The sequence below is a fragment of the Elusimicrobiota bacterium genome (genome assembly GCA_028718185.1).
In the GTDB taxonomy this organism is placed as follows: Bacteria; Elusimicrobiota; UBA8919; order UBA8919; family UBA8919; genus JAQUMH01.
Map to the genome: position 1 here is coordinate 277,949 of JAQUMH010000002.1, position 23,383 is coordinate 301,331.

The 23,383-nt window shown below is 36.8% G+C and carries 24 protein-coding genes, 2 rRNA genes and 1 pseudogene; all 27 read right to left on the bottom strand.

The genetic code is table 11. The annotated features are described in order from the left end of the window. Positions 1 to 13: 13 nt before the first annotated feature. A complete protein-coding gene (gene rplF / locus PHE88_05850; protein MDD5687336.1) occupies positions 14 to 586 on the bottom strand; it encodes a 50S ribosomal protein L6 in 573 nt (190 codons plus the stop codon). A gap of 137 nt (positions 587 to 723) precedes the next feature. Then, on the bottom strand, positions 724 to 1,122 hold the full coding sequence (gene rpsH, locus PHE88_05855) for a 30S ribosomal protein S8 (protein ID MDD5687337.1): 399 nt from the start codon (positions 1,120 to 1,122) through the stop codon (positions 724 to 726). Positions 1,123 to 1,206: 84 nt separating this feature from the next. Beyond that, a complete protein-coding gene (locus tag PHE88_05860) occupies positions 1,207 to 1,392 on the bottom strand; it encodes a type Z 30S ribosomal protein S14 (protein MDD5687338.1) in 186 nt (61 codons plus the stop codon). 32 nt (positions 1,393 to 1,424) lie between these two features. Continuing rightward, positions 1,425 to 1,979, bottom strand: coding sequence for a 50S ribosomal protein L5 (rplE, locus tag PHE88_05865; GenBank protein MDD5687339.1), 555 nt, complete (start codon positions 1,977 to 1,979; stop codon positions 1,425 to 1,427). Between the two features lie 75 nt (positions 1,980 to 2,054). After that, entirely contained in the window at positions 2,055 to 2,363 is a 309-nt protein-coding gene (gene rplX / locus PHE88_05870) for a 50S ribosomal protein L24 (GenBank protein ID MDD5687340.1), read from the bottom strand. 87 nt (positions 2,364 to 2,450) lie between these two features. Further along, entirely contained in the window at positions 2,451 to 2,819 is a 369-nt protein-coding gene (gene rplN, locus PHE88_05875; protein MDD5687341.1) for a 50S ribosomal protein L14, read from the bottom strand. Between the two features lie 53 nt (positions 2,820 to 2,872). Beyond that, on the bottom strand, positions 2,873 to 3,127 hold the full coding sequence (gene rpsQ, locus PHE88_05880; protein MDD5687342.1) for a 30S ribosomal protein S17: 255 nt from the start codon (positions 3,125 to 3,127) through the stop codon (positions 2,873 to 2,875). After that, a complete protein-coding gene (gene rpmC / locus PHE88_05885) occupies positions 3,124 to 3,327 on the bottom strand; it encodes a 50S ribosomal protein L29 (GenBank protein ID MDD5687343.1) in 204 nt (67 codons plus the stop codon). Before rpmC ends, rpsQ begins: the two co-directional genes overlap by 4 nt. 104 nt (positions 3,328 to 3,431) lie before the next feature. Beyond that, complete coding sequence (gene rplP, locus PHE88_05890; GenBank protein MDD5687344.1) at positions 3,432 to 3,842, bottom strand: 50S ribosomal protein L16; 411 nt, start codon at positions 3,840 to 3,842, stop codon at positions 3,432 to 3,434. Further along, positions 3,814 to 4,584, bottom strand: coding sequence for a 30S ribosomal protein S3 (gene rpsC / locus PHE88_05895; GenBank protein ID MDD5687345.1), 771 nt, complete (start codon positions 4,582 to 4,584; stop codon positions 3,814 to 3,816). The genes rplP and rpsC overlap by 29 nt, the downstream gene beginning before the upstream one ends. 81 nt (positions 4,585 to 4,665) lie before the next feature. After that, positions 4,666 to 4,998: a 50S ribosomal protein L22 gene (gene rplV / locus PHE88_05900; protein MDD5687346.1), complete on the bottom strand. Its 333-nt coding sequence runs from the start codon at positions 4,996 to 4,998 to the stop codon at positions 4,666 to 4,668. A 96-nt stretch (positions 4,999 to 5,094) separates the two neighbouring features. Further along, positions 5,095 to 5,382, bottom strand: a complete 288-nt coding sequence (gene rpsS, locus PHE88_05905; protein ID MDD5687347.1) for a 30S ribosomal protein S19 — start codon at positions 5,380 to 5,382, stop codon at positions 5,095 to 5,097. 23 nt (positions 5,383 to 5,405) lie between these two features. Continuing rightward, a complete protein-coding gene (gene rplB, locus PHE88_05910) occupies positions 5,406 to 6,242 on the bottom strand; it encodes a 50S ribosomal protein L2 (protein MDD5687348.1) in 837 nt (278 codons plus the stop codon). 107 nt (positions 6,243 to 6,349) lie between these two features. Then, positions 6,350 to 6,640: a 50S ribosomal protein L23 gene (gene rplW / locus PHE88_05915; protein MDD5687349.1), complete on the bottom strand. Its 291-nt coding sequence runs from the start codon at positions 6,638 to 6,640 to the stop codon at positions 6,350 to 6,352. Further along, positions 6,619 to 7,239, bottom strand: a complete 621-nt coding sequence (gene rplD / locus PHE88_05920) for a 50S ribosomal protein L4 (protein MDD5687350.1) — start codon at positions 7,237 to 7,239, stop codon at positions 6,619 to 6,621. Before rplD ends, rplW begins: the two co-directional genes overlap by 22 nt. Positions 7,240 to 7,335: 96 nt before the next feature. After that, a pseudogene (gene rplC, locus PHE88_05925) lies at positions 7,336 to 7,956 on the bottom strand (50S ribosomal protein L3). A gap of 20 nt (positions 7,957 to 7,976) precedes the next feature. Further along, positions 7,977 to 8,285: a 30S ribosomal protein S10 gene (rpsJ, locus tag PHE88_05930; GenBank protein MDD5687351.1), complete on the bottom strand. Its 309-nt coding sequence runs from the start codon at positions 8,283 to 8,285 to the stop codon at positions 7,977 to 7,979. Positions 8,286 to 8,310: 25 nt separating this feature from the next. Next, the gene (gene tuf / locus PHE88_05935; protein MDD5687352.1) at positions 8,311 to 9,516 is read right to left on the bottom strand and encodes an elongation factor Tu; all 1,206 of its coding nucleotides are present in this window, start codon (positions 9,514 to 9,516) and stop codon (positions 8,311 to 8,313) included. Between the two features lie 91 nt (positions 9,517 to 9,607). Continuing rightward, the gene (fusA, locus tag PHE88_05940) at positions 9,608 to 11,671 is read right to left on the bottom strand and encodes an elongation factor G (GenBank protein ID MDD5687353.1); all 2,064 of its coding nucleotides are present in this window, start codon (positions 11,669 to 11,671) and stop codon (positions 9,608 to 9,610) included. Between the two features lie 175 nt (positions 11,672 to 11,846). Then, the gene (gene rpsG, locus PHE88_05945; protein MDD5687354.1) at positions 11,847 to 12,320 is read right to left on the bottom strand and encodes a 30S ribosomal protein S7; all 474 of its coding nucleotides are present in this window, start codon (positions 12,318 to 12,320) and stop codon (positions 11,847 to 11,849) included. Between the two features lie 84 nt (positions 12,321 to 12,404). Further along, positions 12,405 to 12,833, bottom strand: a complete 429-nt coding sequence (gene rpsL / locus PHE88_05950; GenBank protein ID MDD5687355.1) for a 30S ribosomal protein S12 — start codon at positions 12,831 to 12,833, stop codon at positions 12,405 to 12,407. A gap of 77 nt (positions 12,834 to 12,910) precedes the next feature. Then, positions 12,911 to 17,038, bottom strand: coding sequence for a DNA-directed RNA polymerase subunit beta' (rpoC, locus tag PHE88_05955; GenBank protein ID MDD5687356.1), 4,128 nt, complete (start codon positions 17,036 to 17,038; stop codon positions 12,911 to 12,913). A 27-nt stretch (positions 17,039 to 17,065) separates the two neighbouring features. Continuing rightward, positions 17,066 to 20,752, bottom strand: a complete 3,687-nt coding sequence (gene rpoB / locus PHE88_05960; GenBank protein ID MDD5687357.1) for a DNA-directed RNA polymerase subunit beta — start codon at positions 20,750 to 20,752, stop codon at positions 17,066 to 17,068. 100 nt (positions 20,753 to 20,852) lie between these two features. After that, positions 20,853 to 21,230 (bottom strand): 50S ribosomal protein L7/L12, encoded by a 378-nt coding sequence (gene rplL, locus PHE88_05965; GenBank protein MDD5687358.1) that lies wholly within the window; start codon positions 21,228 to 21,230, stop codon positions 20,853 to 20,855. A 30-nt stretch (positions 21,231 to 21,260) separates the two neighbouring features. Further along, complete coding sequence (gene rplJ, locus PHE88_05970) at positions 21,261 to 21,791, bottom strand: 50S ribosomal protein L10 (GenBank protein ID MDD5687359.1); 531 nt, start codon at positions 21,789 to 21,791, stop codon at positions 21,261 to 21,263. Positions 21,792 to 22,129: 338 nt separating this feature from the next. Beyond that, positions 22,130 to 22,248 (bottom strand): 5S ribosomal RNA (gene rrf, locus PHE88_05975). 106 nt (positions 22,249 to 22,354) lie between these two features. Beyond that, positions 22,355 to 23,383 (bottom strand): 23S ribosomal RNA (locus tag PHE88_05980); the annotation flags it as partial.

Sequence of the window (23,383 nt, forward strand, 5' to 3'; positions counted from 1 at the left end):
ATCTTTTAATTTCTTACTTCCCTGCTCCTCCAGCACCACCAGTAGCACCAACTCCGATTGCTGCTTTACCCGGTTTCTTCTTTATATATTCACCAAAATATCTAACGCCCTTCCCTTTATAAGCATCCGGTTCTTTACTTATCCTAATTTTGGAAGCTATAAGTCCTAATTTTTCTTTATCCACTGACTTCAGAGTAATTAAAAGTCCTTTTGGGTCAAGCACAATATCTATTTCAGGAGGAATAGTGAACTCAACCGGATGAGAATATCCCAACTGTAAAGTAAGTTTTTTACCTGCCAATTGCGCTTTATAACCGACACCTTGTATCTCAAGTTTTTTTTCAAAAGGAGTAACAACACCCTGAACCATACCATTAATAATAGCACGGGTAGTTCCATGTACTGCCTTATATTCATCTGAACTTCTTTTTACAATTATATTATTATTATCAACAATAACTGAAACAACAGGTACAAAATTTCTTTTCAGAGTACCAGCGGGTCCGGTTATAGTAATCTCATTCCCAACTATACTAACTTTCACATTATTTGGTATCGGTATCGGACTATTTCCTATTCTACTCATTCGCTTCGCTCACTTTCACAAATAACTTATCACAAATGTTATCACGAATTTTCACGAATAAAACCAACGCTCTTATTCGTGTCCCGCTCTGCGGGATTCGTGATGTTTGCCTTTATTCGTGTTCCCCTATTCGTGACTCACCAGACGTAACAGATAACTTCACCACCAAGATGTTCTTCTCTGGCTTTTGAATCAGCCATTAAACCACGAGATGTAGATATTATAGAAACACCTATTCCTCTTAACACTCTAGGAAGTTCACTCGTTTTTCTATATACTCTCATAGATGATTTAGAAACTCGTTTTATATCTGTTATCATTGGTTGCTTGTTTTGCGTATATTTTAAGAAAATCCTTAGAATACCCTGCTTTTTGTCGTCAAGCCGCTTGTAATTTGAAACATATCCTTCGTCTTTCAAAATTTTAGCGATTTCTTCTTTAATATTTGAAGCAGGAATATCAACTTTTTCTTTGAATTTCATACTGGCATTTTTTATCTGTACCAGCATATCTGCGATTGGGTCTGTAATCATAATAAAATCAATTTTAAAGATTAGAAAATTAGAAAGATTTGAAAATTTTTGAATCTTTAAATCTTTTAATCTTTGTAATTGCCTCTTTTACCAACTAGACTTAGTAACTCCTGGAATTAATCCCTTGTGTGCAAAATTCCTAAAACAGATTCTGCATAATCCAAAATCTCTTAAAAAACCACGAGGACGTCCACATATACGACATCTGCTATATCTCCTCGTTAAGTATTTTGGCGTCTTTCTCTGTTTTATTATTAAACATTTCTTTGCCATATTTAACACTCGCTGACTTTACGCTGATTTTTTCAACGCTTATCTGCGGCCTTTTTGAACGGCATTCCCAATGACGAAAGTAACTCTTTTGCATCAGAATCATCTTTTGCAGTTGTTACTATTGTTATATTCATTCCTCTTGCTTTATCCGACTTGTCAAGCGCTATTTCAGGAAATATATATTGTTCCGTTAAACCAAGATTATAATTTCCACTGCCATCAAATTTAGATGAATCAAGTCCTCTAAAATCTCTGATTTTTGGGATAGATATATTTACGAGACGGTCAAAAAATTCGTACATTCTATTGCCTCTAAGTGTCACTTTAAGACCAATCGGCATTCCCTCTCTTAACTTAAAAGCTGATATTGATTTTTTTGCTCTTCGCAAAAGTGGTTTCTGTCCGGTAATAGCAGCAAGCTCCAGAGATGCTACGTCTATCGCCTTAGGATTTTCCCTTGCATCGGACACACCCATATTGATAACAACCTTCTCAAGTTTAGGAACTTGATGGATGTTGCCACATTTAAGCTTTTCCATCAATTCAGATATAATAACTTTTTTATAAGCTTCTCTTAACCTTGCCATAATAAAACCAATTGAAAAATTAAAAAATTAGAAAGATTCTAAAATCTTTGAATCTTTTAATCTTCGTAATTTCCTCTAAACAATCATCTCCCCGCATTTTTTACATATACGAGTCTTTTCACCATCGGAAATAACTGCCCATTTCTGACGAGTTGGCTTGTCACATTTTGGACAAACAAGTATCAATCTTGATAGTGGAAGCGGGGCTTCTTTTTCTCTTATACCGCCAGGATCTGTCTGGGTCGGCTTAGTATGTCTTTTTACAAAATTAACTTTTGAAACAATAGCAGTATTTTTCTTAGGAAAAATCTTTAAGACTTCGCCCGTCTTACCTTTATCTTTACCTGCTAAAACAATTACTTTATCTTTCTTTTTTATATGCATTGTTCGTCCCACTCACACGCGAATAAACGCTAATCAAACGCTAATATTCGCAAATATCCGCGTTACATTCGCGACCATTCGCGGCATTTAAACGACTTCTGGGGCAAGAGAAATTATTTTCAAAAAATTCTTTTCTCTCAGCTCTCTTGCTACCGGACCGAATATTCTTGTACCACGCGGCTCATTTTCTACATCAATGATCACTGCTGCATTATCATCAAACTTTACATAACTACCATCGGCACGTCGAACTTCTTTAACACATCTAACAATAACAGCACGAACTTTTTCACCTTTTTTAATTGTAGCTGTAGGAAGAGCATCAAACACAGAGGCAATAATTATATCACCCAGTGAAGCATACTTTCTATGACTTCCACCTAACATGCGAAAGCACCTTATCTTTCTTGCTCCCGTGTTATCTGCAACTGTTATAATAGAACGTTCTTGAATCATATCAACACCTATTAAAAGATTACAAGATTAAATATTAGAAAGATTGCAAATCTTTAAATCTTTGAATCTTTCAATTTTTCAATCGCCTTTATTATTGCCCATCTTTTCGTTTTTGAAATTGGTCTAGTTTCTATTATCTCAACTTTATCACCTACGTGAGTTTCGTTTTTATCGTCATGTACATATAATTTCGTACTATGTCTCACAATTTTTCCATAAAGAGGGTGACGGCTCGTCCAATTAACCCTTACAACCCTGGTTTTGTCCATTTTCTCACTTATTACCACACCGGTTTTTATCTTTCTCACTTTTTCACCTTATCATGAATAATAGTATTCATCCTTGCTATTTGCCGTCTTAAAATTCTTATTTCAAGAGGATTTTTAATAGGCGTTACTTTATGCGCAAATTTTAACTTAAATAACTTTTCTTTCGCTTCTAAAAGTTTTGATTTTAACTCGTCGATTGTAAGTTCTTTTATATTTACTTCTTTCTTTTCTTTCGCCATACTAATTAGAAGCGGATTTACGCTGAACTCAACGCTGATTCACGCAGATAATTTCTGCGTTCATCCGCGTAGTTATCCGCGTTTATCTGCTTCTACCCTTTTTATTATTGGCCGCGTTCTAAAAATCTCACTCTTATTGGAAGTTTATGAGCAACCAAGTTAAATGCCTTTATTGCTTCGGCTTTTTCTAAACCGGAAATTTCGAACATAACCCTTCCCGGCTTAACAACTGCAACCCATGACTCAACAAGTCCTTTTCCTTTTCCCATTCGAGTTTCAGCCGGCTTTTTTGTAAAAGGTTTATCCGGAAATATTCTTATCCAGACTCTGCCGTTTTTACTAATTGCCCTGGTCAATGCTATTCTGCATGCTTCAATCTGGTTTGCTGTAACCCAAGCGGTACCAAGTGATTGTACTCCATATTCACCAAAACTGACATCAGTACCACCAGATGCATTACCTTTCATTCTACCACGCTGCATTTTTCTATATTTTACTCTCTTCGGAGATAACATTATCTTCTTCCTCTTTAACGATTTCTTCTTCAGGAACCAATTTTTCTTCTTCTTTTACAACAATGTCTTCTGGTTTTTCTATAAGCCGTGCCTCATCAACCATCTCTTTTTCAGTTTTCCGAAAAAGTTCTTTTTTGAAAATCCATACTTTAACACCGATTATTCCCATTGTAGTAAGAGATTCTGCAAATCCATAATCAATTTCAGCTCTAAATGTCTGCAAAGGAATCCTGCCTTCTTTTAACCATTCTGTTCTTGCAATTTCATTACCGCCAAGACGACCAGCGACCATAACCTTTATTCCAAGCGCACCGGATCCCATCGCTTTTTCAATTGCTTTTTTCATCGCCCTTCTATATGAGCCTTTTTTTTCAAGTTGCATAGCTATACCTTCTGCAACAAGTTGCGCATTTGTTTCCGGTAGCTTTATTTCCATTATATTTACTATGGTCTTTTTATCGGAAATTTCTTCTATTTCTTTCTTTAAACTTTCAACATCTGCTCCCCGTTTGCCTATAACAAGCCCCGGACGAGCAGAAAAAATGTTAACTTTTAAATATTTCCCTGCTCTCTCTATAGTTATCTTTGATACGGCAGCAAATTTAAGCCGTTCTTTCACGAATCTTCTTATTCTGAAATCTTCTTCTAAAAGGTCAGCCATATTGCGACGGGAAAACCACTTGGAATCCCAATCAGCAGAATAACCTAACCTTAACCCCTTCGGATGAACTTTTTGTCCCATAGTTTGCTCCGCAAACTCGCTGATTGCCACTGATATTTATACGCTGATTACCGCTGATAAATCTGCGGGCATCTGTGCCTTTTATCTGCGGCTATCTGCGACTACAATTGTCAAATGACAAGTTTTTCTTTTATATGGATTTCCTCTGCCTTGTGCTCCGGGTCTCATTCTTTTTATCGGTGGTCCCATAGTTGCATAAGCTTCTTTTACAAAAACTGTTTCAGGATTCTTTAAACGCCCGCAATTAGCAGTCGCTGATTTTAAAGCTTTTTCAATAAAATGAACCGAACCCTTTTTTACAAACATAAGTAAATTAAAAGCATCGGAAACTCTTTTACCTTGTATAAGTTTAAGAATTTGTCCAACTTTTCTATATGAATATCTTCCAAATTTTGAAACTGCTTTAGCTTCCATTTTAACACCTTAATTAACTGCGTTCACATGTTCACGTGTTCATATGTTCAAATTTTAACAAATCAACAAATCAACTCGTGAACGCCTTTTATGTCTCTATGTCTTTTCTAACGCTTCTTTTGTATGAGCGGCACCGTGACCCCTGAAAAATCTTGTAGGTGAAAACTCGCCTAGACGATGACCTACCATATTTTCAGTAATATAAACTGATATAAATTTTCTACCATTATGGACTCCAAAAGTATGACCAACAAACTCAGGCGGAATAACAGAAACTCGCGCCCATGTTTTTATAACTGTTTTTTGTCCGGTTGCATTTAATTTTTCAACTTTTTTTAGAAGTTTTTCGTCAATATAAGGACCTTTTTTTGTTGACCTGCCCATTATCTTTTACTCCTTAACTACCTTTATCTTACTCCTTTTGGCCTTCTATTTATTATGTACATACTTGTCCATTTCTTTTTTGATCTTGTCTTAAAACCTTTTGCCGGCTGATTCCACGGTGAACGAGGTTGATTATTACCCTTTGACTTACCTCTACCACCCCCATGTGGATGGTCAACTGAATTCATCGCTGTCCCACGAACAGTGGGTCTTATACCAAGATGCCTGCTTCTACCGGCATTCCCTAATGTAATATTTTCGTGGTCTAAATTACCAACCTGCCCAACTGTGGCATAACATTTTAACCATAATATTCTTATTTCGCCGGAAGGCATTTTTATTTGCGCAAATTCACCTTCTTTTGACATTATCTGAGCAACACCACCTGCTGAACGGACAAGTTTGGCACCTAAACCCGGAACAAGTTCTATGTTGTGTATTTGCGTTCCTAAAGGAATACTTGAAAGCGGAAGAGCATTACCATTTTTTATTTCAACATTTTCTCCACTTTCTATTATATCACCAACTTTTAATCCTAACGGACATATTATATATCTTTTCTCACCATCAGTATATTTTACAAGTGCTATACGGGAAGACCGGTTTGGATCATATTCAACTGCAATAACATCTGCTTTTATATTGCGTTTGTCCCTCTTAAAATCAATAAGACGATACATCCTTTTATGTCCGCCACCATGGTGACGAACAGTTATCCGTCCGGTGTTATTTCTACCACCGGTTTTCTTCAATTGAACTAATAATGACTTTTCCGGAGTTTTTTTTGTTATATCCGAAAAATCATCCGTAGTTATAAATCGCCTTGACGGCGTATATGGTATATATGATTTTATTCCCATGTTAAACAACGTAGAAGCTGATTTACGCTGAACTCAACGCTGATTCACGCTGATAATTTCCGCGTTCATCTACGTAGTTATCTGCGTTTATCTGCTTCTATTCCTTTTTAGACGCCTTCTGCTAATTTTATTGTTTGACCCTTTTTTATTTTTACAATTGCTTTTTTTAAATCTGATCTATAACCCGCATGAACACCCATTCTTCTTAATTTCCCTGACATTATAGAAGTATGAACATCAACAACTTCAACATTAAACAAATCTTCAACTGCCTTTTTTATTTGGTTTTTATTAGCATTCTTTGCAACTATAAAAACAAATTTATTTTCTTTGTCTTTTATATTAGTTGTTTTCTCTGTAATAAGCGGTCTCTTTATTATATTGAAAGTGTCGAGCATCTATCTAGTGACTCCTTTGTAAAAATAATTCTATTGGCATTTAAAACATTATAAGTTGTTAATTCTGAAATATCGCAAACATTAAGCAAAGCTATATTTCTTGAAGCCGTATTAAAAATTTTATCTCTTTTTAACACTAACAGAACCTTATCTTTCAATTTCAGGTTTTTGAGAATTTTAGATACTTCTTTTGTTTTTGGTTTTTCAATTTTAACTTCATCAACTACGATTATCCCTTTATCTTTTGCCTTTGATGATAGTGCCGATAACAGAGCTATACGAACTTTCTTTTTAGGCATTGAATATGAAAACTCTCTTGGTTTTTTAGCAAAAATTACCCCACCATGCCGCCAAAGCGGTGAACGAATACTACCCGCCCTTGCGCGACCGGTACCTTTCTGCTTCCATGGTTTTCTACCGGAACCGGACACTTCTGCTCTGGTTTTAGCAGCATGTGTTCCTTGACGAGCATTGGCAAGATACCATTTAACCACTTCATGCATTAAGGCAATATTAATTTTATTATTAAAAATATTTTCAGGTAAAGTCACTTTACCTGTTTGCTCACCGCTTGTATTATATATGTTTACTTCAATCATAAATAACCTTTACTTTTTTCCTTTAACTTCCTTTTTCACTTCTTTTTTAACTTCTTTCTTTGCTTCCTTATGCGATTCAACTTTCACTTTGATATTTTTTATAGTTTGAGATATTATAACTTCAGAATTTCTAACACCCGGCACAGCACCTTTTATTAACAAAAGATTGTCTTCCGGTATTGTTTTTACTACTTTTAATTTTTGGATTGTAACTCCGCTACCACCCATTCTGCCTGCCATTCTAAGACCCTTTCTAACTTTTTGCGGTCTTTGCGGACCAATAGCACCAGGAGCACGTTGTTTATCCGATTGACCATGTGTAGCAGGACCACCGCCAAAACCATGTCTTTTAACAACACCCTGAAAACCATGGCCTTTAGAAATACCAGTGACATCAACAAAATCTCCAATAGCAAAAATATCGCTTTTTATTTCCTGACCAACCTGATATTCATCCGGATTGTCAACTCTAAACTCTTTAAGTCGTGCAAATATATTAGTTCCTGCTTTTTTTAAATGACCAAGTTGCGCCTTGTTAAGTTTTTTTTCTTCAGTTTTATCATAGCCAACCTGGATAGCATTATAACCATTAGTTTTTATTGTTTTCTTCTGAATTACAATGCAAGGTTCCGCAGAAATAACAGTTACAGGAACTGCTTCCCCTTTATCTAAAAATATTTGCGTCATCCCGATTTTTGTTCCTACTATTGATTTCATATAAAATCTATTAATTGTCCTTACGCTTTTATCTCCACATCTACACCAGCTGGTAAATCCAGCTTCATAAGAGCATCTACTGTTTGAGGTGTCGGCTGTAAAATATCAATAAGCCGTTTGTGAATTCTCATTTCAAACTGTTCCCGTGCTTTTTTATCACAATGCGGAGAACTAAGTACTGTATACTTTTTTATTCTCATGGGCAAAAGAACAGGACCGGAAATTGATGCTCCTGTCCGCTTTGCTGTTTGAATTATTTCAGCTAACGACTGGTCAAGCATTTTATGGTCATATGCTTGCAACTTAATTCTTATTCTCTGTGATTGTATTAACTGTTCTGTTTTTGCCATTTGTTTACTCTATTATTTCACTAACAACACCGGATCCGACAGTGTGACCACCCTCTCTAATAGCGAATCTCAGTTCTTTTTCCATTGCGATAGGGGTAATCAATTCTCCAACCACTTCAACATTATCACCTGGCATTACCATTTCTACTCCTTTTGGTAAATTTACTATTCCGGTAACATCTGTTGTTCTAAAGTAAAATTGAGGACGATACCCATTGAAAAACGGTGTATGTCTTCCACCTTCATCCTTTGTCAAAATATATACCTGCCCTCTGAATTTTTTATGAGGTGTAATACTGCCGGGAGCAGCAATAACCTGACCACGTTCTATCTGCTCTTTTTCTACTCCTCTTAAAAGCACACCGACATTATCTCCAGCCTGTGCTTCATCAAGTATTTTCCTGAACATTTCTACACTTGTCGCAACTGATTTTCTGGTCTCCTGAATTCCAACTATCTCAACAGCATCACCTGTTCTTACTTTTCCCTTTTCAATTCTTCCCGTTGCAACAGTTCCACGTCCAGTAATAGTAAACACATCTTCAACACTCATTAAAAACGGCTTATCTACATCTCTCTTGGGATCCGGAATAGTAGCATCAATCGCATCCATTAATTTCCATATTGACGGTTCACCAATTTCGCTTTGGTCACCTTGTATTGCTTTTAAAGCACTTCCTCTTATAATAGGTGTCTTGTCGCCGGGAAACTGATACTTATTCAAAAGTTCTCTAATTTCTAACTCAACCAAATCAACAAGTTCAGTATCGGTAACTATATCAACTTTGTTAAGATAAACAACTATGTAAGGTACATTAACCTGCCTAGCAAGAAGAATATGTTCGCGAGTTTGCGGCATTGGACCATCAGCTGCTGAAACAACAAGAATAGCACCGTCCATTTGAGCAGCACCAGTAATCATATTTTTCACATAGTCAGCGTGACCCGGACAGTCAATATGTGCATAGTGACGTTTTGCCGTTTCATATTCAACATGACTAATAGCAATGGTTAAAATTTTGGTTTCATCACGTCTGCCCTGCGATTCTGACGCTTTAGCGACTTGATCATAATTAATATACTTTGATAACCCTTTACCTTCCAACACTTTTGTGATTGCTGATGTCAAAAGCGTTTTGCCATGATCAACATGCCCTATTGTTCCTACATTCACATGTAATTTCTTCCTCTCAAATTTTTGCTTAGCCATACTTACCCTCCATAGAATTAGTAGATAGGTTTAAGTAGTTAGGGGCTTGGGATTTTTCTCACTCCTATCTACTAACACCTCACTACTGTTTTTATGCTGTTCCTAATATTTCTTTAGCAAGTTTCTCTGAAACCTGCTCATAATATGCCGGTTCCATTGAATATGTTGCCCTTCCCTGACTTAAAGAACGAAGTGACGAAGAATAACCGAACATAGCTCCAAGGGGAACACATCCCTCAATAGTATGAACTTTTTTACTAGTTTTCATATTTTCAATTTTTCCACGCCGTGAATTTATATCACCGAGAATATCTCCTAAATAATCGTCAGGAGTAATAACTTCCAATTTCATTATTGGTTCTAATAAAACAGGACTTGCTTTGGATAATGCATCCTTAGTAGCAATTGAAGCTGCCATCTTAAAGGCAATATCAGAAGAATCAACTTCGTGATATGAACCATCCAGAAGCGTTACTTTTATATCAACTACAGGGAAACCACCAATAGGACCTGATTCAAGTGCAGAGATAATTCCATCTTCTATCGAAGAGAAGTATTCACGAGGAATACGCCCTTCTCTTATATCATTTATAAATTCAAAACCGCTTCCTTTTTTATTTGGTTCAGCTAAAAGAACAACATGACCATACTGCCCATGTCCGCCAGTTTGACGAATAAACTTTCCTGCTACCTCAGCTGATTTTGCAATTGTTTCTTTATAAGCAACATGTGGTTTACCAATATTTGCAACTACACCAAACTCCCTTTTCATTCTTTCAACAAGAACTTCAAGATGAAGTTCACCCATACCGGAAATTATTGTCTGTCCGGTCTGGTCATCTATCTTCAACTTAAACGTTGGGTCTTCTTCGGAAAGTTTCGAAAGTGATTTTGAAAGTTTTTCTTCATCAGATTTAGTTTTTGGTTCAATTGCAAGCCATATAACCGGTTGTGGAAATTTTATATTTTCAAGAACGATAGGTTTCTTTTCATCACAAAGCGTATCGCCTGTAAATGTCTTCTTTAATCCTACAACACCGACTATATCGCCACACGAAACTTCTTCAACCTCTTCTCTTTGATCGGCGTGAACTCTTACAAGTTTTGAAATCCGTTCACGATAATCCCTGGTGGAATTATAAATAGAGTGTCCTCTCTGTATTTTTCCCGAATATACTCTTATATAAGTAAGCCGCCCTACAAAGGGATCAGTTTGAATTTTGTAAGCAATCGCCGTAACGGGTTCAGTTTCATCTGTTTTTCTTTGAATTACTTCTTTCGTCTGAGGCTCAATACCTGCAATAGGAGGAATATCTACCGGCGAAGGAAGATAATCAATAATAGCATCCAACAAAAATTGAATCCCCTTATTTTTAAGCGAAGACCCTGCTAGTACCGGCACTATTTTATTAGAAATTGTAAGATTTCTTATAGCTTTTATTATTTCTTCACTCGTAAATTCATTAATTCCTTTGACATATTTACTATAAATATTTTCATCAGCATCGGAAGCCGCCTCAATCAATTTTTCTCTGTATTTATTAACAACCGGAACTAAGTTGGCTGGAATTTCGATTTCTTCTAATTTTGTTCCAAGTTCATCAATGTATTGAAATGCTTTCATTTTGATTAAATCAACAATACCCTTAAATTCACTTTCATTACCAATTGGAATTTGAAGCAACACCGGGTGAGCGTGGAGTTTTTTTGACATCTGTTCAACCACGTTAAAAAAATTTGCACCTGTTCTGTCCAGTTTATTTATGAACGTAACTCGCGGAATTTTATATTTGTCTGCTTGATGCCACACTGTTTCTGATTGCGGTTGAACGCCGCCAACACCACAAAAAACAACAACAGCACCATCAAGTACTCTCAAAGACCTTTCAACTTCAGCCGTAAAATCAACATGCCCGGGTGTGTCAATCACATTTACCTGGTGATTACGCCACGAAAAGGTGGTAGCAGCAGATGTTATTGTTATACCTCTCTCCTGTTCCTGCTCCATCCAATCCATTGTTGTAGTACCTTCATCAACATTTCCGATACGGTAAATTTTACCACTATAAAAGAGCAACCGCTCTGTAGTAGTTGTCTTACCAGCATCAATATGTGCAATAATTCCTATATTTCTAATCGTTGATATATCAGCCATTTTATTATTGTTTCTAATAACTTTTTTTTCAACTAAAACTGTCGCCATAAGATTTTCTCTAATCGCAAGCGAGCAAGAAATTTTTTAAGAGCCTCAATTTGCGACTTTTTTGTTCCAGGAGCAAATTGCAGAACGAGTTCTAACGAGTGTCTCAAAAAAATTTGCTTGTGAGCGGTTACCACTTATAATGAGCAAATGCCTTATTGGCTTCTGCCATTTTGTGGGTATCTTCACGCTTTTTTACCGCGCTACCCGTATTATTTGCAGCTTCCATTATCTCAGTTGCTAACCGCTCATCCATCGGTCTTCCTTTTCTCTGCCTTGCATACATTAAAAGCCATCGTACTGCCAAAGCGATTCCCCGTGCACTTTTCACTTCAATTGGAATCTGATATGTTGCACCGCCTACACGACGAGGTTTTACTTCTAAAAGCGGTCTTATATTTTTTATTGCTTTATCTAAAACTGTTATCGGTTCCTGTTTTGTCTTTTCTTTGATTATATCCATAGCACCGTAAAATATCGATTCAGCATGAGAACGTTTTCCGCTCTTAAGCATATCATTAACTATTCTTGCAACAACAATATTGTTATATTTATAATCTATTTTAGTCGGTTTTTTTTCTATTTTTCTTGGTTTTCTTGGCATATTAAATTCAGTTCCTATGTTCTTATGTTCTCGTGTTCTTAATGTTCTTTAGAACTACAGAACTTAAGAACGCCTTTCTTTTTTCTACGCTGCCGGTGCTGTTGGTGCAGCTGGTGCAGCAGGTGCGGCTTTTACTGCTCCTTCTTTTGGTTTCTTAGTACCGTATTTAGAACGTCCTTGATTTCTACCACTAACTCCAGTAGTATCCAGGGTTCCTCTTATTATATGATACCTAACACCAGGTAAATCCTTAACCCTACCGCCTCTTACCAAAACTATTGAGTGCTCTTGAAGATTATGCCCGATTCCAGGAATATAAGCAGTAACCTCAAAACCAGATGATAGTTTAACCCTTGCAACTTTTCTTAGTGCAGAATTTGGTTTTTTAGGAGTTGTCGTATAAACCCTTGTGCATACTCCTCTGCGTTGAGGAGCTCCTGCTATCGCCGGAGTTTTACTCTTCCGTTTTAATGTTACTCTTCCTTTTTTAACTAATTGATTTATTGTTGGCATATTTTATTTTGCTGCTTCTTAAATATTTTATACAAGGTTTTATATTATATAAAATTATTAAAATTTGTCAAGTATTTTTATTTTTTAATACCTGTTCCAGCTGGTATCAAATGTCCTATTATAACATTTTCCTTAAGACCTGTAAGATTATCGATAGCACCTCTGACAGCAGCATCCACTAATATTCTCGGTGTTTCCTGAAATGATGCAGCTGAAATAAATGATTTTGAAGAGAGTGCGGAACGCGTTATTCCCAGAAGTATAGACTTTGCCTCTGCTGATTCGCCATCTTTCGATTTAACCTTTTTATTCATAGCATCAAAATCAAATTTATTTATTATTTCACCGGCAAGGAATTCACTATCACCTGCTTTTTCTATTTTTAAATGCAAAAGCATTTGCCTTACAATCACTTCAATATGCTTATCATTTATTGACACACCTTGCAAACGATACACTTCTTGTATTTCATTAACGAGGTGTTCTTGTACTCCTTTAACTCCTAAAACATCAAGTATATCGTGCGGGTTTATAGAGCCATCCGTTAACGGCTCTCCAACTGATACTCTATCACCGTCATAAACAATAAGATGTTTACCTTGACTAATCATATATTGACGTTTCATACTGCTATCGCTTTCAATCGTAACAACGGTAGTACCTTTCTCGGTTCCCACTTTTACAACACCTTCAAGTTCGGAAATAATAGCTGCATTCTTGGGTTTTCTTGCATCAAAAAGCTCTGCAACTCTTGGAAGACCGCCTGTAATATCTTTACTCTTTGTATATTCTCTAGGAATTTTTGCAATAACATCACCAACTTCTACCGGTTGTTCATTAAAAACAACAATGTGGGTACCAACGGGAAGCGGATATGAAGCAACTTTTTTTGATGAATCGTTAATAACAATCTGCGGATTCATTTTTGCACCGCGATATTCTGCAATAATTCTTTCTTTCTGATTGCTAATTTTATCTTCAATCTCATGCATAGTTAAACCTTCCGCAACGTCATGTAGACGAGCCTTACCGGAATATTCTGTAATAATCGGAAGCGTGTAAGGATCCCACTCAGCAACAACTGTACCTTTGGGAACTCTTTTTTCAGAAACAAACTGTATTTCTGAACCATGAGGAAGTTTATAGCTTTTCTTTTCTCGTCCTGAAACTAATTGCACCTCGGCATTTCTTGAGACCACGATTATTTTTCCTGAACGATTCTTTATAGTCCTTAAATTGTAAAATTTAACTGTTGCATCTTTTTCACTTACAATGCTGGCTACTTTAATTATTCTGGAAGCAGTACCACCGATGTGAAATGTTCTTAATGTTAACTGTGTGCCAGGTTCTCCAATTGATTGCGCAGCGATAATACCGACAGCATCGCCTACTTCTGCAATCTTGCCGCTGCCAAGATTCTGTCCATAACATTTAGCACAAACACCATATTTTGTTTCACATGTTAATACAGAACGTATTCTTATAGTTTCAATACCGGCCTTCTTTACTTTTTCAGCCGCCTCTGCAGTTATTATCTTATTTTCTTCTATTATTAATTCTTCCTTATATTCTCCTGACGGTGTTTGTATAACACCTACAACATTATCTACTGCACAACGTCCAATTATTCTTTCTGATAACGGTTCTATTGCTTCCCCGCCAGCTACTATAGCACCAACTTTTATACTATTAATAGTACCGCAATCTTCTTCTGTGACTACAACATCATGGGCAACCTCAACAAGACGACGGGTAAGATATCCTGCTTCTGAAGTTTTTAGAGCTGTATCAGCAAGTCCTTTTCGTCCTCCATGTGTAGATATAAAATATTCTAAAACCGTAAGCCCTTCCCTAAAATTTGATTCAACCGGCTGCTCAATGATTTCTCCTATCTGACCAGTAAGACGTTTTGCAGGTTTGGCCATTAATCCTCTCATTCCACCAAGCTGCCTGACTTGTGCACGGCTTCCTCTGGCACCGGAATCTGCCATAATAAATATTGAGTTAAATTTCGGCGTATCTTTTTTATAAGGTAATTTTTCCTGTTCCGCCATTCTCTCAAACATCAAATCACATATTGTATCAGTAGCATGAGTCCATATGTCTATTACTCGATTGTATCTTTCAAGATTGGTTATTATTCCTTTTTTCGACTGTCCTTCCACTTCGCGAACTTCCTTTCTTGCTTCTTTTATTATATGTTCCTTCTCACTAGGTACTAAAATATCATTTAAAGAAATTGAAAGTCCTGAAAGTGTTACGTATTTAAAACCCAACTTCTTCAAATCATCCAACAGCGATACAGTTACATCCTTCCCTAACTGCTTGAAACTAGTTTCAACAATATTAGAAATGTCTTTTTTCCCAATAGCTTTGTTAATAAAACCTATTTCTTTCGGAAGAACACTATTAAAGATAACTCTACCTACCGTTGTATAATCAGTCCATTTTTCCGGATTTGATTGTTCCGATTTTTGTAATTTTTCTTCGCGTATTTTATTTATACCACTTACCTTTATTTTGGCATTTAAATCAACCTGTTCATTTTGGTATGCAGTTATAACTTCTTCTTTGCTGGAAAAAATCTTACCCTCACCCGGTACATTTGATTTTAATTTAGTAAGATACGCACAACCGACTACCATATCCTGAGAAGGCGATACTACAGGACGGCCATTAGAAGGAAGAAGCAGGTTGTTAGTTGACAAAATCTTTTCCCTAACTTCTTTTATCGCTTCTACTGATAAGGGGATATGAACAGCCATTTGGTCACCGTCAAAATCAGCATTAAAAGCAGCGCAGGTCAGCGGATGTAATCTAATTGCTCGCCCTTCAATTAAAACCGGTTCAAATGCCTGGATTCCCAAACGGTGAAGTGTTGGTGCCCTGTTTAACATAACAGGATGATTTTTTGTAATATTTTCTAATATATCCCAAACTTCCGGTCTTTGTTTTTCAAGAAACCTCTTTGCAGCTTTTAAGGATGAAACAAGACCTTTGTTGAGAATTTCTCTTATAATGTACGGCTTAAATAATTCCAGTGCCATTTCTTTTGGAAGTCCGCATTGGTTAAGTTTTAATTCCGGACCAACAACAATTACGCTTCTACCCGAATAATCAACTCGTTTACCCAAAAGATTCTGACGGAAACGGCCAGTTTTACCCTTAATAACATCTGAAAGTGATTTTAGAGGACGACTACCGGCGCCTGTTACTACTTTACCTTTAGCGCCATTCTCAATAAGAGAATCAACTGATTCCTGTAAAAGCCGTTTTTCATTATGTATCATTAGCTCTGGTGACTTTAACGATTCAAGATGGCGAAGACGGTTATTCCGGTTTACTATTCTTCTATATAAATCATTCAAATCAGATGCAGCAAATCTTCCGCCTTCTAAAGGAACTAGAGGCCTTAAATCCGGCGGTAGTACCGGTATAACTGTTAATATCATCCATTCGGGTTTTATGCCCGCTTTAAAAAACCCGTCAACGAGCCGCAAACGTTTTACCATTTTCACCTTATTTATTTCTGATCTTTCTTTCTTCAAACCAGCACGAAGACTCTTTGCTTCGTCTTCTAAATTTATGTTCTTGATTAAATCTAAAATTGCAGAAGCGCCAATTCCAACCTTAAATTTTAAAGATGTTTCACCTTTAAATTTTTGATACTCCTCGTCAGTAATAAGTTGCTTCTCATAAATTGGCAATTTTTCTTCATTCTTTTCAACAGATATAACAACGTACCTTGCATAATAGACGATTTTTTCTATATCGGAAAGTTTCATGTCTAAAAGGGTAGCTAATTTGGACGGATTTTTTCTTAAAAACCATGTATGGGCTATTGGTGTTGCAAGATCAATATGCCCCATTCTTTCACGACGGACTTTTGATTCAGTAACTTCAACCCCGCAACGGTCACAAGTTACCCCTTTATGTTTGATATATTTATACTTCCCGCAATTACATTCCCAATCATGAACAGGTCCGAATATTTTTTCACAAAAAAGACCGTCTCTTTCGGGTTTAAATGTCCTGTAATTAATCGTCTCCGGCTTTCTAACCTCACCATAACTCCAAGAATGAATAATTTCCGGTGAAGCAAGTGAAATTTTAATCTTGTCAAAATCAGCATAATTTAATTGAGGCACTGATTTTCTTTTTGCTTTGACTAACTTTAACTGTTTTTTATCAAAAAATTTCGCCATAATAAATCCTATTCTCTCATTACCTTATTATTTTTTCAACAATTCCATATTCAAACATAAAGATTGAAGTTCTTTTACCAAAACCTTAAATGATTCCGGCACCCCCATTTGTGTTATTGGCTTGCCATTTATTATTGCTTCATATGTTTTAGTCCTGCCGACGACATCGTCACTTTTTATTGTCAAAAACTCCTGTAAAGTATATGCTGCACCATAACCTTCGATAGCCCATATTTCCATTTCTCCCATTCTCTGACCGCCAAACTGTGCTTTACCGCCTAACGGCTGTCGGGTTATAAGTGAATACGGGCCTGTAGAACGAGCATGCATTTTATCGTCAACCAGATGCGCCAGTTTCATAATATACATATGTCCTATTGTAATCTTCTCAGTAAAAGGAATACCTGTTCTGCCGTCATAAAGAGTAGTACGGCAACTATCATCCGGTAAATATTTTTCTTTTACCCCTTTAGAAATCAAGTGTTTTTTTGCAAGTGAGATCTGTTCTTTAACTTCGTCCTCTGTTGCGCTGTCAAATACCGGACAAATCATCTGGGCCGATATCATTATCCCTGCCCAACCTAGCATCATTTCAAGGATTTGGCCGACGTTCATTCGGGAAGGAACAGAGAGAGGAGAAATAACTGCATCAACCGGTGTACCATCCGGAAGGTAAGGCATATCTTCCACGGGAAGAATCTTCGCAACTACCCCTTTGTTACCATGACGTCCGGAAATCTTATCGCCAACCTGAAGTTTTCTTATCATTGCTATGTAAACTTTTACTATTTTATTTACGCTTATAGGAAGTTCATCACCGGTTTTGATTGATTCCTTTTCGAATTTCTCTGCTTTTTTAACTTCCACCTGGCGCTTCTTGAATAAATCTTTAGCTTTGTTTATCTCAATCTTTTTATCATTCGCTTTTAATTTTGAAGAATTAATTGCTTTTACACTTTCCTGTAAAACGTTCTTAGCGTTTTCTAATTCAGTTTTATATTTTTCTTCAATTTCATTAACCCGCTTTTTAGTTTCTTCTTTAGTAAGTTTTTCCTTCCTTGTAAAAATTTTAACATCGCTTACTTTGCCATATGCGCCAGGCGGCACACGTAATGAAGCATCTTTAACATCTTCCGCCTTCTTACCAAAAATTACCCGTAATAGACGTTCTTCAGGAGTTGTTTGTTGATCACCTTTAGGAGCAACTTTACCAACAAGTATATCACCCGGCTCCACAATACTGCCAACTGAAATTATACCGTCATCACCCAGATTTAACAATGCATCCTTTGATACATTAGGTATATCCTTAGTTATTTCTTCAGGACCCATTTTTGTATCTCTTGCTTCAACTATAAATTCCTGGATATGAACTGAAGTAAACATATCTTCTTTAACCAATTTTTCAGATACTAAAATTGCATCTTCGTAGTTATAACCTTCCCAGGACATAAAAGCAACCAAAACATTCCTGCCAAGTGCAAGCGATCCACTCTTTGTAGATGCGCCATCAGCAATCGCTTGACCCTTTTTAACCGTATCGCCTTTTCTTACAATAGGCATTTGATTAACGCAAGTATCTTGATTTGAACGTTCAAATTTTCTTAATTTATAAACATCTATTTCCTGAGTTTCTTTATCCTGAATTGCTATCTGTCTCGAATCAACGCTTAACACTTGTCCATTTCTTTTGCAAACTACAATTGCTCCGGAATCACTTGCAATTTTATCCTCTATCCCTGTTGCGACTACCGGCTGTTCGGTTATCAATAGCGGAACTGCCTGTCTCATCATATTTGAACCCATCAAAGCACGATTTGCATCATCATGTTCAAGAAAAGGTATAAGTGCAGCAGAAGTTGAAACGACCTGCAAAGGAGAAATATCCATATAATCAAGTTCAGAAGGATTGACAAAAATAAAATCACTTGCATGCCTGGCAGAAACGGAATTTGTTGTGAATTTTCCGGTTTTATCAACAGGAGAATTTGCCTGGGCAATTATGAAATCATCATCTTTATCCGCAGTTAGATATTCAATTTTATCAGTAACTCTACCTTTTTCTACTTTTCTATAAGGAGTCTCTAAAAGTCCATATTCATTCACTTTCGCATAACAGGCTATTGATGTTATTAAACCGATATTAGGACCTTCAGGTGTTTCAATGGGACAAATTCTCCCATAATGCGAATGATGGATATCACGGACTTCAAACCCGGCTCTTTTTCTATGAAGACCACCAGGACCAAGTGCTGAAAGTCGCCTTTTGTGGGTAAGTTCAGCTAATGGATTTATCTGGTCCATAAATTGCGATAACTGGCCGGTGCCAAAAAATTTCCTTACAATTCCTATTACAGGTTGAGTATTTAATATAGTACGGGGAGTAATCTGAGAACGGTCCTGCATATTCATTTTTTCACGGGTTAAACGAACCATATGGGCAAGCCCTATCCTCATTTGATTTTCCAAAAGCTCACCAACTGCCCTTATTCTACGGTTACCCAAATGATCTATATCATCAGTACTTCTATTTTCAATGCCATTGTTCAAATCCAAAACATATTTAACAACCGATACTATATCTTCAACAGTAAGTGTTTTTTTTGTTTCTTTTGGCATTTCATATTTTAATTCATCAAAAATTACTTTAAGTTTCTTATTTAATTTATATCTTCCTACTTTTGATAAATCATATTTTTTAGGATTTTTCAATAAAAGATTTTCAAAATAATTTACTGCCTGATCATCACTAATAAATTCCATCGCACGAATCTTTCTGTAAATATCCATTATTGCTTCTTGCTTAGTTTTATTTTTATCCTGCAAAAGCGTTTCATGAATTGTCATGTCTTTTACAAAGGTGTCTTCATCTATGCAAATATTTGTTATGATAACCGGTAGTGTTTTAATTTTCCCCGCCTGATGCAATTTACCCAGAAATTCTTCAGTTATTCTCTTGTTTGCTTCTACTAAAATTTCACCGGTTTTCGTATCTACGATATCTTCAGCAACAATACGTCCTATTGCTTTTTCGTCAAGTGATATAGTTTCCTTTTTATAAAATATTTTTAATAACTCTGAATCTTTTTCAATACCGCATGCCCGAAGAAGCGTGGTTGCTAAAAATTTTCTTTTTTTATCTATTCTTACCCATAAAATATTTTTATCATCGAATTCAAATTCAACCCAAGCACCACGATAAGGAATAATCTTTGCAAAATAAAGATGTTTACCATACGTAGATATTTTTGTTTCTTCATCTTCTTCAAAAATAACACCCGGAGAACGATGCATTTGAGTGACGACTATTCTTTCAACACCATTTATTATATATGACGCATTCCTTGTCATCAACGGCAAATCACATATGTAAACATCCTGCTGGGATATCTCCTTTGGAGCACCTTTTTCTTGTTTTGATAAAAGACGAAATGTGGCTTTAAGAGGAGCGGTATAACTTGAATCGGTAAGTAATGCTTCTTCTTCTGTGAATTTTGGTTTACCAATTTCATAGGAGACAAATTCAAGAAAAAATTCACCATTTGAAGATGTTATAGGAAAAATATCAAAAAAAACCGACTGAAGACCAGTCAATTTTCTTTTTTCCAATTCAACATCGCTTTGCAAAAAATCTCTAAATGATTTTTTCTGAACATCAATTAAATCCGGCAAATCAATTACCGCAGAAATCTTGGCAAAACTAACTCTTTTCATTAAATACCTCGCTGATTAACGCTGAACACTACGCTGATACACGCAGAAAACTTCTGCGTAAATCTGCGCCACAATCTGCGTTTATCTGCTTCTACAGTTTTTATTTAAGTTCTACAGTCGCACCAACATCTACGAGCTTCTTCTTAATTTCTTCCGCCTGTGCTTTTGGAATTCCTTCCTTAACCGGCTTTGGTGCTCCTTCAACAAGATCTTTTGCTTCTTTTAAACCAAGACTTGTCAGCTCACGAACTACTTTAATAACATTGATTTTCTGAGCTCCTGCAGAAACAAGAACTACCGAAAATTCGGTTTTTTCTTCTGCTGCCGCACCAGTACCTTGTGCTGCAGATGGAGCTGCCGCAAAACTTGAAGCAGATACACCGAATTTTTCTTCAAGTGCTTTTACCAAATCCGCTAATTCAAGAACAGTCATTTTAGATATCGCATCTAAAATCTCATCTTTGCCGTTTGTTGCCATTTTAAACACCTCCTAATTTACACTAAAATTCTATTTTTTTTCTTGTAACTTTAGTTCTCTTTGTTTTAGTACAATAACTAATTTCTTTGTAGTTCCGGAAAGGACATTCAACATTTTTACCATGGGAGACGAAATACCGTTAACTACAGATGCTATAAGTTGTTCCTTTGGTGGTAACGAAGCAATTCTTGAAATTTCCTGTATGGTTATAAGCTTGTTGTCGAGATAACCTGCTTTTAATTTAAATTGATTATTCGCTTTTGAAAAAGATGAGAGTTGTTTGATGGTTTTTACAAGGTCTCCTTTTTCAAGCACTATTGCAGTAGGACCTTTTAGATATTCGTCAAAACCATCTAATGTAAGATTTTTAAGTACCTTTAAAACAAGGCGATTTTTTATTACAAGAAATGTTGCACCAACCTCGCTAAGTTTCTTCCTTAAATCCTCTAAACCTTTTACGGTTATTCCCTGATAATTGACAAAACAAAAATTTTTAGTATCTTTTAAGTCTTTTTCAAATGATTTTACAAATTCCTGTTTTTCTTGTTTGGTTTTAATCATATAAACCTATTCCTTTCGAAAAAAATATCTTCCCGAGAACAAATCCGCCACTTATTCATTGGCGGACAGGGAAGATAACTTCCTTATGTCTCGGCGGGGAAAAAGATAACTGCGTTCATGTGTTGATGTGTTCACTTGTTGATGTATTAACTTATGAACATATGAACACGTGAACGCCTTTGCTTTTATTTAATCCCTCATCCACACTTCGGGACTCGGAACCCCACTGTCTTTGACTACAAAGACAATTAAAAGATTGAAAATTAAAAAATTAGAAAGATTTGATAATCTTTGAATCTTTCAATCTTTACAATCTTTTTAATCGTCTTTAAAAAAACCCCCGGCAGCGACTTACTCTCCCAGCCGCGAATTAGCAGCAAGTACCATCAGCCCTGGTAGTCTTAACTTCTGTGTTCGGAATGGGAACAGGTGTTGCCCTACCGGAAACACCACCGGGGAAAATTTGTGTTATAAAGTTTTAGCGTTATAGGGTCATAGGGTTAAAAACCCTAAAACTCAATAACTCTATAAACTCTAAAACTGTCTTAATTTAACCAAATAATATGGTCAAGTCGAACGGCCTATTAGTACAGGTCAGCTTAATACTTTACAATACTTACACCTCCTGCCTATCAAACTCGTAGTCTACAAGTGGCCTTCTTACCCCCACTGTTTTCTTACGAAAACATGAAAGTTGTGAAATTTTGTTTTAAGGCGGGTTTCACGCTTAGATGCTTTCAGCGTTTATCCCATCCGGACTTGGTTACCCAGCGATGCCATTGACATGACAACTGGTACGCCAGAGGTTCGTCCAATCAGGTCCTCTCGTACTATGATCAGATCCTTTCAAATTTCATATCACCCGCAACAGATAGGGACCGTACTGTCTCACGACGTACTGAACCCAGATCACGTACCCTTTTAATTGGCGAACAGCCAAACCCTTGGGACCTACTCCAGCCCCAGGATAGGGTGATCCGACATCGAGGTGCCAAACTTGGTCGTCGATATGGACTCTTGGACCAAATAAGCCTGTTATCCCCGGGGTAGCTTTTATTCGTTGAGCGACGGCAATTCCACTTTCAAACCGCCGGATCACTAGGTCCTGCTTTCGCATCTGCTCGACATGTACGTCTTGCAGTCAAGCCACCATATGCCCTTGCACTCGATGCGCGATTTCTATTCGCGCTGAGGTGACCTTTGAACTTCTCCGTTACATTTTAGGAGAAAACCGCCCCAGTTAAACTGCCCATCAAACCCTGTCTCCCAGCCGGTTAAACGGCATAGAATTAGAACCACAGAATGATCAGGGTGGTATTTCACTGTCCCCTCCATCTCGCCCAAAAGCGAAACTTCAAAGGGTCCCACCTATTCTACGCAGACAATCCCATAATTCAAGATTAAATTGCAGTAAAGCTCCACGGGGTCTTTCCGTCTTGTTGCGGGCAGTCAGCGTCTTCACTGACAGCACAATTTCGCCGAATTCATCGTTGAGACAGCGCCCCCATCGTTACGCCATTCGTGCAGGTCGGAACTTACCCGACAAGGAATTTCGCTACCTTAGGACCGTTATAGTTACGGCCGCCGTTTAC